This is a genomic window from Moorella glycerini, from assembly GCF_009735625.1.
Taxonomy (GTDB): Bacteria; Bacillota; DSM-521; order Neomoorellales; family Neomoorellaceae; genus Neomoorella; species Neomoorella glycerini.
In genome coordinates this window covers 3,173,787-3,184,814 of sequence record NZ_CP046244.1, presented here as the reverse complement: position 1 = coordinate 3,184,814, position 11,028 = coordinate 3,173,787, and the positions used below count along the sequence as shown (strand labels likewise).

The 11,028-nt window shown below is 47.9% G+C and carries 10 protein-coding genes; 6 read left to right on the top strand and 4 right to left on the bottom strand.

The genetic code is table 11. The features are described 5' to 3' along the window. Nucleotides 1-6 precede the first annotated feature (6 nt). From MGLY_RS15910 to MGLY_RS15890, 5 genes are all read left to right on the top strand, one after another. Nucleotides 7-2,793 (top strand): DUF1156 domain-containing protein, encoded by a 2,787-nt coding sequence (locus MGLY_RS15910; RefSeq protein WP_156275506.1) that lies wholly within the window; start codon nt 7-9, stop codon nt 2,791-2,793. A gap of 40 nt (nt 2,794-2,833) precedes the next feature. Continuing rightward, nucleotides 2,834-6,202 carry a DUF499 family protein gene (locus MGLY_RS15905; RefSeq protein WP_156275504.1) on the top strand — a complete coding sequence of 1,123 codons (3,369 nt, stop codon included), beginning with the start codon at nt 2,834-2,836 and terminating at the stop codon, nt 6,200-6,202. A gap of 25 nt (nt 6,203-6,227) precedes the next feature. Continuing rightward, the gene (locus MGLY_RS15900; protein WP_156275500.1) at nt 6,228-6,746 is read left to right on the top strand and encodes an AlbA family DNA-binding domain-containing protein; all 519 of its coding nucleotides are present in this window, start codon (nt 6,228-6,230) and stop codon (nt 6,744-6,746) included. Next, nucleotides 6,730-7,536 (top strand): hypothetical protein, encoded by an 807-nt coding sequence (locus MGLY_RS15895; RefSeq protein ID WP_156275498.1) that lies wholly within the window; start codon nt 6,730-6,732, stop codon nt 7,534-7,536. The genes MGLY_RS15900 and MGLY_RS15895 overlap by 17 nt, the downstream gene beginning before the upstream one ends. 127 nt (nt 7,537-7,663) lie before the next feature. Then, the gene (locus MGLY_RS15890) at nt 7,664-8,455 is read left to right on the top strand and encodes a tetratricopeptide repeat protein (protein ID WP_156275496.1); all 792 of its coding nucleotides are present in this window, start codon (nt 7,664-7,666) and stop codon (nt 8,453-8,455) included. On the opposite strand, the gene MGLY_RS18900 is transcribed toward MGLY_RS15890, so the two are convergent. Together MGLY_RS18900 and MGLY_RS15880 are read right to left on the bottom strand one after the other, a co-directional pair. Further along, complete coding sequence (locus MGLY_RS18900; protein WP_170291134.1) at nt 8,339-8,842, bottom strand: IS110 family transposase; 504 nt, start codon at nt 8,840-8,842, stop codon at nt 8,339-8,341. The two genes, MGLY_RS15890 and MGLY_RS18900, sit on opposite strands and share 117 nt — an antisense overlap. 496 nt (nt 8,843-9,338) lie before the next feature. Next, nucleotides 9,339-9,680 carry a nucleotidyltransferase domain-containing protein gene (locus MGLY_RS15880; protein WP_156275494.1) on the bottom strand — a complete coding sequence of 114 codons (342 nt, stop codon included), beginning with the start codon at nt 9,678-9,680 and terminating at the stop codon, nt 9,339-9,341. Nucleotides 9,681-9,877: 197 nt separating this feature from the next. On the opposite strand from MGLY_RS15880, the gene MGLY_RS15875 reads away from it, so the two are divergent. Beyond that, a complete protein-coding gene (locus tag MGLY_RS15875) occupies nt 9,878-10,147 on the top strand; it encodes a CopG family antitoxin (protein WP_170291133.1) in 270 nt (89 codons plus the stop codon). Between the two features lie 14 nt (nt 10,148-10,161). Here MGLY_RS15875 and MGLY_RS15870 read toward each other — a convergent pair whose 3' ends face one another. Continuing rightward, nucleotides 10,162-10,734, bottom strand: coding sequence for a manganese catalase family protein (locus tag MGLY_RS15870; RefSeq protein ID WP_156275490.1), 573 nt, complete (start codon nt 10,732-10,734; stop codon nt 10,162-10,164). 15 nt (nt 10,735-10,749) lie between these two features. Further along, nucleotides 10,750-11,007 (bottom strand): spore coat protein CotJB, encoded by a 258-nt coding sequence (locus MGLY_RS15865; RefSeq protein ID WP_054937204.1) that lies wholly within the window; start codon nt 11,005-11,007, stop codon nt 10,750-10,752. Nucleotides 11,008-11,028: the final 21 nt, after the last annotated feature.

Sequence of the window (11,028 nt, the reverse complement as noted above, 5' to 3'; positions counted from 1 at the left end):
ATGCCGATGGCTTACCGGAAAAAGCTGATCGAAGTAGCCCTGCCCCTGGAGGCCATTAATAAAGAGTCCGCCAGGGAAAAGTCTATTCGCCACGGCCACCCTTCGACGTTACATTTTTGGCGGTCGCGGAAACCTTTAGCCACCTGCCGGGCGGTACTTTTTGCTTCCCTGGTGGACGATCCCTCAAGCCGTCCTGAGGAATTTCCTACTGAGGAAGATCAAGCTAAAGAGCGCCGGCGCCTGTTTCGCATTATCGAAGACCTGGTGAAATGGGAGAACTCCAACAACGAAAAGGTGCTTAATACGGCGCGGCAGGAGATTTTAAAGTCTACCGGGGGTAACCCGCCGCCGGTGTTGGATCCCTTTTGCGGTGGGGGGTCTATTCCCCTGGAAGCCCAACGCTTGGGCTTGGAAGCCCATGCCAGCGATCTCAACCCTGTTGCGGTTTTGATTAGCAAGGCTTTAATTGAAATACCACCCAGATTTGCCGGCAGGCCTCCGGTTAACCCCGAAACGAACAGGCTAAACGTGGGGGCTGAATGGCCCGGCGCCACCGGCCTGGCCAGAGATATCTATTACTACGGCAGGTGGATGCGCGATGAAGCCGAACGGCGTATAGGCCATTTATATCCTAAAGTTACTTTACCTGCCGAATATGGTGTGGGCGAGGCAACAGTAATCGCCTGGTTATGGGCACGTACCGTAAAGTGCCCCAATCCTGCTTGTGGATGCCAAATGCCTCTCACAAGTAAATTCTGGCTTTCCACCAAAAAAGGTAAGGAGGCATGGATAGAGCCAATAGTCGACCCGGCAAAAAAAGAGTTAAATTATAAAGTACATCTGGGTAAAGGTAAGCCCCCAGCAGGTACCGTTAACCGCCGGGGGGCGAAGTGCATCTGCTGTGGGACGGCTGTACCTTTTGAGTACATCCGGGATGAAGGTAAAAATGGTCGTATTGGAGAACAGATGATGGCTATAGTAGCGGAAGGGCAGCATGGCAGAATATATTTATCTGCCAGCGAAAAACATATAGCTATTGCACTACAAGCAAGACCTTCATGGTATCCTGAGGCGGATTTACCAAATAATCCCCGGGATTTTAAAACACCTAACTATGGCATGAAAACCTTTTCTGACCTTTTTACACCCCGCCAACTTACCGCCCTCATTACCTTTAGCGATTTGTTAGATGAAGTAAAAGAGCTTGTTTATCAACATGCCATAGCGGCAGGTTATGCTGCTGACAACAAAACCCTGGATGAAGGAGGCACCGGCGCCAGGGCATATACTGAAGCGGTAGCTACATATCTTGCGTTAACTGTAGATAGGTCTGCTGACTATTGGTCATCTATTTGCAGTTGGCATTCTGGCAGGGAAACCATAAGGAACACATTTGCCCGCCAGGCTATACCTATGACCTGGGATTTCGCGGAAGCCAATCCCTTCAGCAACTCAACAGGAAACTTCTTGGGTGCCTCAGAATGGATTACTAAAGTAGTAGAGCGTGCTCCAACTTATAATATAGGTAAAGCCATCCAACGCGACGCCACTTCCTGCGTAAACGGTGTTGCGCAAGCCCTTATTTCTACTGACCCACCCTACTATAACAATATCAGCTATGCTGACCTCTCGGATTTTTTCTATATATGGTTGAGAAGGTCTATTGGAAGTATCTATCCGGAAATATTTAGCACCTTAATGGTTCCTAAAGCCCAGGAGCTGGTAGCCACCCCATACCGTTTTGACGGTAACAGAGAAAAAGCTAAAGAATTCTTTGAAGCAGGTTTGGGAAAAGCCTTTAACCGCATCCGGGAGAAAGCTAATCCCGACTATCCCCTTACCGTCTACTACGCCTTTAAACAGAGCGAAGGGGAAGAAGATGAAAATGATGATGAAGTGGTTGCTTCTACCGGCTGGGAAACGATGCTCAATGGTCTAATTGGGGCTGGTTTTACCATCTTCGGTACCTGGCCCATGCGGAGCGAAATGAGTAACCGGCCTGTGGCTAACGGTACCAATGCCCTGGCTTCATCTATCGTCCTCGTCTGCCGCCCCCGTTCCCCAGAGGCCGGGATTATTACCCGGAGAGAATTTACCAGGTTGCTTCGTAATGAGTTGCCGGCGGCCCTGAAAAAACTCCAGCAGGGTAACATAGCGCCGGTTGACCTGGCCCAGGCCGCCATTGGCCCGGGAATGGCCATCTTTTCCCGCTATGAAAAAGTGCTGGAGGCCAACGGCGAACCGATGCCCGTACGGACGGCCCTGCAGATTATCAACCAGGAGCTGGACGCCTATTTTGCCGCCCAGGAAGGCGAGCTTGACCCGGATACCCGTTTCTGCATTGCTTGGTTTGAACAGTTTGGCCTGAAGGAGGCCGACTATGGCACCGCCGACATCCTGGCCCGCGCTAAAAATACGGTAGTGGAAAGGCTTCAGGAAAAAGGGATGCTGGAGGCCGTGAAAGGAAAAGTACGCTTGCTAAAGCGGGAAGAGATTGCCCCTGAGTGGAGTTCGGAAAAGGGAGAGTGCGTCTGGCTCTGTGCCCAGTACCTAGTAAGGCTGCTGAATACCGCCGGAGAAATAGCAGCAGCCAGATTAGCCCACCAGATGGGAAGCGAACGCAGCGAGGCTGCCAAATCCCTGGCTTACCGCCTGTATACTATTTCTGAACGGAATGGCTGGACTGAAGAGGCTCTGGCCTATAATACCCTGGTTGTTTCCTGGCCGGACATCCAGAATAAAGTCGCTGAATTCGCCGCGTCACCCGCGGAGCAGTTAAATCTCTTTAGGTGATAGCTTTCGGCAAGGTTCTGGTAAAGGGGGAATTTGCAGGATGGCGGATAACTATCAACTCATAACCAGGGGCTTTCAGTTGTTAACCGAGGTGTTAGCGCCCTACGTTTGCCAGCATATTCAACGGAAATACGGCATGTACTGGTGGCAGGAGGGAGTATTAGGCAAACTCCTGGATCATCAGCGGAGAGATCTGCCTGCTGAAGGGGAGTGGGGGGAACTCGTTGACTCCCTTGATGCAGCCCGGTCCTTGATCCTGTTAGATGTCCACTGGGACGACATTTTTAAATACCAGCTCAGCCGGGAACACCGCAACTGGATTAAAGAGCTGATAACTACCCGCAATAAGTGGGCGCATAAAGGCGGGGGAGAGGTTTCCGATGAGGACGCCTGGCGGGCGCTGGATACTATGGCCCGCCTCCTGGAGCAGATTGATGCGGAAAATACAGAAGCCATCCGGGAAATGGTACGCCAGATACGTTATGGAACCAACGGGGCTTCTACGAGTATAAGGACCGGTGGAACTAATAACGGGCTTTCTCAAAAAACTGGTGTACTGGTTAACTCCCCGCGGCAGGGGCTATTACCCTGGCGGTTGGTGATAGAACCGCACCCGGATGTGGCCCAGGGGCGCTACCGCCAGGCGGAATTTGCCGCCGATTTATCCCAGGTAGTAAGGGGAACGGCCCAGATTGAGTATCAAGACCCGGTGGAATTCTTTGGCCGCACATATATTACGGAAGGCATGAAGGGCCTTCTGGTCCAGGCCATTCGTCGTGTTAGCGGTCTTGGGGGCGAGCCGGTAATCCAGCTCAAGACAGCTTTTGGCGGTGGTAAAACCCACAGTATGCTGGCCCTTTACCATTTACTCCGGGGGCAGGTGCCATTTAGCAAAATTCCTAACGTAGAAAAGGTACTTATAGAAGCTGGCGTTTCGGAATGTCCCAAAACTAATGTCGCAGTGCTGGTCGGGACATCCTTAAATCCTTCTAAAGTGCGTCGCCCGGTTAATTTCCCGGGGATCACCATCCGCACCCTGTGGGGAGAAATGGCGGCTCAACTGGCGGAACATGCAGGTAACCCCAAACTGTACGACCTTATTCGCGATGCTGATAAGGCTTCGGTACCCCCGGGTTCGGAAACCCTGGCCGAGCTATTCGATGCCTGCGGTCCATGCCTGGTATTAATCGACGAACTGGTGGCCTACGCCAGGAAGATTTACGGAGTTAGCGGCCTTGTTTCCGGGAGCTTTGAGGCCGTCCTGACCTTTGTCCAGGAACTTACAGAGGCAGCCCGCAGGAGTAAGAACAGCCTGGTAGTGGCCTCCATACCGGAATCCGATATTGAAATTGGCGGTGAGGCCGGCAAGATTGCTTTAGAGGTCATCGAGCATACCTTTGGGAGAATGGAATCTATCTGGAAACCTGTGGGAGCCGAAGAAGGTTTCGAGATTGTGAGGCGCAGGTTATTCCTGCCCGTGCAGGATAAAGCGGCCATGAATGAAGTCTGCCGGGCCTTCAGCGAAATGTACCGGGAAAGCGGTACCGATTTCCCTTCCGAGTGCAAGGAGTTGGCCTACTTTGAGCGCCTTAAGTCCTGTTACCCCATCCACCCCGAGGTTTTTGATCGCCTGTACAATGATTGGGCTACCCTGGAGCGTTTCCAGAAGACCCGCGGCGTGCTGCGCCTAATGGCAGCAGCTATCCATGACCTGTGGATCCGCCAGGATGCCAGTTTATTGATTATGCCAGGTTCAATCCCTATTGATACCGTCACCGTCCGGGAAGAACTTACCCGTTACCTGCCGGAAGGCTGGAACTCGGTCATTGAAGAGGATATAGATGGTCCCCGTTCAATTCCCTATGAAATAGATGCCCAGAACCCAAGGTTTGGCCGTTACATGGCTGCCCGCAGGGTTGCCCGCACCATATTCCTGGGAAGCGCTCCTTCTGTAAGAGAGCAAAGGGTGCGGGGTATTGAAGATATCCGTATTCGTCTGGGTGTAGTCCAGCCAGGTGAGCAGATTGCCGTCTTTAATGACGCCCTGGGCCGGATGGAAGACAAACTTATTCATTTATACACCAGCAATCAACGCTACTGGTATGACTTGCCGCCAAACTTAAGGCGAACTGTAGAAGATCGTGCCCAGCAAATATCACACGATGAACTGGAACTGGAAATTGAGCGCCGTTTAAAAGGATTTAAAGAACGAGCTGATTTTCAGGGAGTACATAGCTGCGTCAGTTCGTCCCTAGATGTACCCGACGATCAGGGTGCCCGCCTGGTGGTGCTGGGACCAGCTTATAGTCATAAAGCAGGGCAAGTGGACAGCAAAGCCATAGCGACTGCTGAAGAGATTTTGTACAACCGTGGCAGCTCCCCGCGGCTTTACCGTAATATGCTGGCCTTCGTTGCTCCCGACAGGGACTATCTTCAAAGCCTGGAACAGGAAACGCGCCGGTATCTGGCCTGGAAGTCTGTGGTTGATGATACTGAAGCTCTGAACCTGGATGCTTACCAGCGCCGCCAGGCCAGCGAGAGTTTAAAACGAAGCGACGAAACTGTCGACCTGCGGGTGAAAGAGGCCTACTGCTGGTTGCTGGTGCCAACGCAAGATGGAACCAATCCCATCGAGTGGGAGGCAACAAGGATTAGCGGTGGTACGGAAAGTCATATTGTGAAGGCTGCTAAACGGATGCGTACTACCGAACAGCTTATCCTCAAGTGGTCACCGGCTCTGCTGCGCATGGAACTGGACCGCTGGCTGTGGCGGGAACTAGACTATATTGCCATTAAAAAACTCTGGGACTGCCTGTGCAGTTATTGCTATTTGCCCAGGCTCCGCGATGAAAGCGTTCTTTTGGCGGCGATAAAGGAAGGGTTGGGGTCCCAGGAATATTTTGCCTATGCTAAAGGTGTAACCGATGAAGGCAAATACCTGGGCCTTAGCCTGGGGGATGGAAAAATCAACCCCGAATTAAACGATTTCCTGGTGAAACCGGAAGTAGCGGCCAGGCAGTTAGCCAGTTCTACTATAAAAGTACCGCAGGAAGAAAGTATAAGAGATGGATCCAGGCCAACATACGGAGCCTCCACTTTGGGACCGGTTATGTGGCCGGGAGGAAAGGAGGTCCCTGTAACACCGCCCCCAAATGAGCCGGAAAAAAAGAAACAGGCCAGGTTTTATGCTACAGTCCAGCTTGACAGTACTCGTATAGGCCGTGATGCAGGTAGGATTGCCGAAGAAGTAGTGCAGCACCTTACCACTATTATGGGGGCCAGGGTAACAGTAACCCTGGAGATACAAGCTGAAATGCCGGAAGGGTTACCGGAGAATGTAATTAGGACAGTTACGGAAAACTGCCGTACGTTGAAATTTAAGGACTATGGATTTGAAGAAGATGAGTAATGTCAATCCGAGTTAGGTGATTAAAATGAATGAGCGGCTTTTTGTTAAACTGCTTTATTATCCAGAACAAGAAATTACTATTGAAGACGTGAAACAGTTTTGTTTGGGTTCATCAGAAAATGACCGGGTAGAGTATAAAAGATGGCATGATAAATTTGATGTAGAAAAACTTGTCCAAAGAATAGTGGCGATGGCAAACACCGATGGAGGTTTGATTTTCATTGGTGTTGTAGAAGAAAAAGATACTGGCGGCCGGAGAGACTATGCGGGTGGCATTGAAGGGATACCGTTAAAAGAAGCCAATAGCTTAAAACAAAGTATAGAAGCTAGATGTTTCAATTTAACTACGCCTAAATGGATTCCTGAGATACTCCATATCTCAGGGTTGGAGAGTGAAAAAAGCGTCCTTTTAATTCGCATAGATCCCGACAAGATCGAAAGACCATTATTATTCAATGAAAAAAATAAACTTATTGGTCCATTTTATTCGCAAAGGAACAGAGTTAGTCCTACCTTCCTGGGAAGAAATGTTAAAAATAGCTGAACAACGTATAGATAGTACCATTGAACCTAGGATTAAAGAAGCACTAATGTGGACCAGTTGTAATGCAGATCCTTTTTGGTATTGTAACATTGCTTTAGTATTTAAAAAACGGCGATATGGGGAATTTGTCACATGGAATGATAGTGAATATCAAAGGATAATTGATTGTGTTCGTACTCATAGGTTACTACCGGGTGGCTATTTTGTTTGGAGAACGGCATTTCACCCATTATTTAAGCGGTTCTGGCCTCCTGGTGTGGATTTACCGGATATTAATGTGAAAACTACTTCAACAACTATTCGTATAACCCCTTATACGTCAGGGGAATGGAATAAAGAACGAAAGTGGTTTAGGCTGATTTTTTCTTCAAAAGGTTTTATCGTTGCCACTGTTGGATATTCAAAAAAAGAACAAACTCAAACCCAGGCAGGAACAATTTTAGGAATAACCTATGCGATGCTAGATCTATTTTGCCAAGAAGAGATCCTTTCGTATTACAAAATGAATTTTTTGCTGGAAAAGGCTAATTTATTTTTCTGTGTGTCAAATTCACCAAGTTCTTTTATATTAACATCAAAACCTTTTGGTGAATTTTATAACTACCAGGAACATGAATATCGTGGCGAGGCTATAATCATAAATAAAAGTAAATGTATAACGCTAGTAGATTTAACACCAGAAACTCTCTCTAAAGAACTCACCAAAGAGCTGGTAAAAGAAGCGGGATTTAGAGGGCTTGAAGATAAAATTGATAAATTTAATATCAATGATGTTATATATCACATTTAGCAGTAGAATTACTCAATGCCTTACTTCTAATATTCAAGAAAAAGTGAGAGTGACGATATGAGTAATAATCCAGCGGCTTTTGCTTGGGAATCCTTAGTGAGATAGGAGTGTAAAGGAGTTGATTAATATGACTACTATTGAACATGCAATAGAACTCCTTAAAACAACAGCTCAAAATTTATCTAGTTCCAAATTTGTTACAATAAGATTTAGGCCTTATAAGATAATAAGAAATGATAAATATACAACCTTTAATATTAAACATATTTACCATCAAATGCTTACTATGGCTCAAAATGGAAACTGGGAACAAGCTAACAAAAATGCTGTTTGGCTAAGAAACTATATTATTGGAAATCCTTATGTTTTGTTACAAATGTCAGTTTGCATGATAAAAAGCTATAATTGGTTAGAAGCTACCAAAATTTTGAGATCAATAGTTGCCACTACTGACGATAATCTTGCATTATTGTTACAGGCATTAGTGCTTTTGGGATTAGTAAGTATAAAATCTGATAGTTTTGAGTCGGCGTGTGGTTACTTATTGAGGGCATATCGTCTCCAGCCTAAAAATGATGAAATACGCCAATATGCTGCTGCTTCACTTGCGTTGGTAGGGCGAAAAGAATTAGCCTTGCAGATTCTAAGAAAAGATGATGCAGTTAAAAGAAAATGGGAAAATAAAAATTCGAGCAACATGAAAAATCAAATTGAGCGTGGCGAACATCAGTTTCAATATAAACCCAAGAAACTATCAAAAAAGGATAGTGTTAAACCAAAAGAGGCTAGAGTAAAGGGGAATCTATGTATTAATTGCATAAATGCCGAAAAATGTCCAGGTATGGTTTCTTATAAGGGAGCTTGGGATAGAGTTATTTTTGTCCAGGTGGTTTTTTACCAAAGAAACGTATTCAAATAGAGTATTAACTTTTATAGATGTTGAAAAGAGCATAACAAAGGCAAGGTCTTGAACCAAATTGTGGAGCTCATTTCGAAAAAAATCATACAATGGCGTGACACTATCTAAACATAATAGCAGTTTGCCGTTCTGGTTCTTCTTGCGTAGAATATCTTCCTGAGCGTCTTCATAGGCGCGGGTCAGGTGGCGCAAGGCTTCTTCTTTTTCATCTGCTACCCATACTGGCGTTAATTCACCGCTGCGTAGTAAGCGGGCTAGTTTCCTAGCATCCCGTCGGTCGGTCTTTACTCGTTCTCCTGACCGTTGCGGTATTAATGATGGGAAATTGGCTCCATGGCTTTTAGTTGCCGGTAGATTTTCTATCGGTCCCCTTAAACGCCGTACCAATTTGGCAATCGCTTCGGGTTTATTGTCAATGTTTCCCAGGTTTTCTGCTTCTTCGCGTCCTGCTTGGGCAATGGCTACGGAAATAGCAAAAAAAGTGTCACAAAATGTGAATACGGAAGATATATCGCCCTAGAAGCTATTATTATGGCCAGGAAAGGCTTAGATGCTACTTTTTGCCCGTGGCATACTGGGGATGTTAGGTCCCCAGGCGGAAGTTGCTGTTCCGGTATTGCAAAGGCGTTGAAGAGGGAGGGTTAAATTATATTTAATTGTGAAAATAGGCACAAAAGCGGAGTGGAAGCGGAGAGAAAGGGGGGGGATAAGGGGGGTAGGCTGGTTAAATGTAATTTAACATCGGGATTGGCATGACAGCCATCCACGGAGATGGAGATGGGCGGCGGCCGATCTAGCCCTGCGTCAAGAGAGAAAGTCGCCCCTGGCACGGGCGGCGACAATCTCCTTATGGCCCAGCTCTTCCGTGCCGATGTCCGTCAATTTAAAGCCGGTATTCCACGGTTTTTTGCCGGGCCAGGACGTCGTAAAGGAAGCTGGCCTTGCTCAATTTTTCCACCTGCACTTCTTCAGGAGTGCAGGCTAGAGGTTCAATCGGCTGCATTACCCTGGCCAGGGCTTTGCCCAGCACTTCATAGCGGCGATACAGGGGCATTTGAGCAAAATCGGATGATACTACTAGTAAATCTATATCGCTATCTTCTCTAGCATCGCCTCTGGCCTGGGAGCCAAACAGAATGATCTTGTCGATCTGGATACCTTGATTTTTTAGAGCATCAGCAAACTGCTCTATAATTGCTTGAATATCTGGTCTTTCTTCATCCATTCCAGTATCTCCTTTGTTTTAACAAGATAATCTTGAGCAACGTTACGGGAATAAGTTTTTCGTGCGGCAGCAAGGTCTTTAGGGTAACGGGCCCCCGACCCTATGGCATCCAACGTTCCTAAAAATCTACAAAGGTCATGGCCGCGCTTACCTCGTGACAGCGCGGGATATGACACCAGCCGAAAGGAGGTACTATCTTGCGAAGAGACACTAACTTGCCTGGCATTGATGATATAGATAAGCTGGCTGATTTCTTTGATCGCACTGATACCCAGGAGCAAGATTGGGAGGATGCCGATGTTGAATTCAAAAAGCCTGAGCTCGTCCACGTATCAGTACGCTTGCCGAAAGAAGACGTGGCTGCCATTAAAAAAGCCGCAAGGAAGAAGGGACTAGGTTACACCACCTACATCCGGATGGCGCTACGGGAAGCTATAAAAAGAGAGGGCTTTAAAAAAGCCCCGTAGCGGGGCTTAAGGCTTTAATAATATTTCTTTCTGTCCAGGTATTCATGTATCAGATTTAACGTCTCGCCGAAGCGCTGGAAATGGACGACTTCCCTTTCTCGCAAGAACTTTAGAGTATCACTAACATCTGGGTCATCGGAGAGCTGGATCAGGTATTCGTAAGTGGAACGGGCCTTTTGCTCGGCGGCCATATTCTCATGGAGATCGGTGACCGGGTCACCCTTGGACTGGATATAGGTGGCCGTCCAGGGGGCGCCGGCGGCGTTGACAAAGTAGAGGGCGCGGTCGTGGTCGGCATAGTAGCCGTCCAGGCCGGCGCGTTTGATTTCTTCCAGGGGAGCGTCTTTTATTAGGTTATAGACCAGGGTAGCCACAATCTCCATGTGGGCCAGCTCTTCTGTGCCGATATCCGTCAAAACTGCCTTGGCCTGGGGAAGGGGCATGGTATAGCGCTGGGTGAGGTAGCGCAGCGAAGCGGCCAACTCACCATCGGGGCCGCCATACTGGGTGATGATTACCTTGGCCAGGCGGGGGTTGGGTCCGCCGACGCGCACAGGGTACTCCAGTTTTTTTTCATAAATCCACATTTAGAATCCCTCCGCCTAAAAAGTTGTTTCCCAGGGCCAGGGTTCGTCGATCCAGCGCCAGGCCTGGGGACTGGGCGTACTACCGTAATTTGTTAAAGGACCGTAAAGGTTTTCGTATTCCTTTTTTGCCGCCAGCAGGGCTTCGCTGGCGGCATTATATTCCGCTAACGCCCGGTAGTCTTCGGGATGGGTATCCAGGTAAAGATTAAAGTCGACACAGGTAAATTCCAGGGCCATGATCTTTTTAAGCAGGCTTAATCGCTGTCCATCCATGTTTTACCCTCCACCATATTG

Bases quoted from the DNA above. Each gene is read 5' to 3' on its own strand.
- MGLY_RS15910 (WP_156275506.1), top strand. From the start codon at position 7: ATGGCTTACCGGAAAAAGCTGATCGAAGTAGCCCTGCCCCTGGAGGCC.
- MGLY_RS15905 (WP_156275504.1), top strand. From the start codon at position 2,834: ATGGCGGATAACTATCAACTCATAACCAGGGGCTTTCAGTTGTTAACC.
- MGLY_RS15900 (WP_156275500.1), top strand. From the start codon at position 6,228: ATGAATGAGCGGCTTTTTGTTAAACTGCTTTATTATCCAGAACAAGAA.
- MGLY_RS15895 (WP_156275498.1), top strand. From the start codon at position 6,730: ATGTTAAAAATAGCTGAACAACGTATAGATAGTACCATTGAACCTAGG.
- MGLY_RS15890 (WP_156275496.1), top strand. From the start codon at position 7,664: ATGACTACTATTGAACATGCAATAGAACTCCTTAAAACAACAGCTCAA.
- MGLY_RS15880 (WP_156275494.1), bottom strand. From the start codon at position 9,680: ATGGATGAAGAAAGACCAGATATTCAAGCAATTATAGAGCAGTTTGCT.
- MGLY_RS15870 (WP_156275490.1), bottom strand. From the start codon at position 10,734: ATGTGGATTTATGAAAAAAAACTGGAGTACCCTGTGCGCGTCGGCGGA.
- MGLY_RS15865 (WP_054937204.1), bottom strand. From the start codon at position 11,007: ATGGATGGACAGCGATTAAGCCTGCTTAAAAAGATCATGGCCCTGGAA.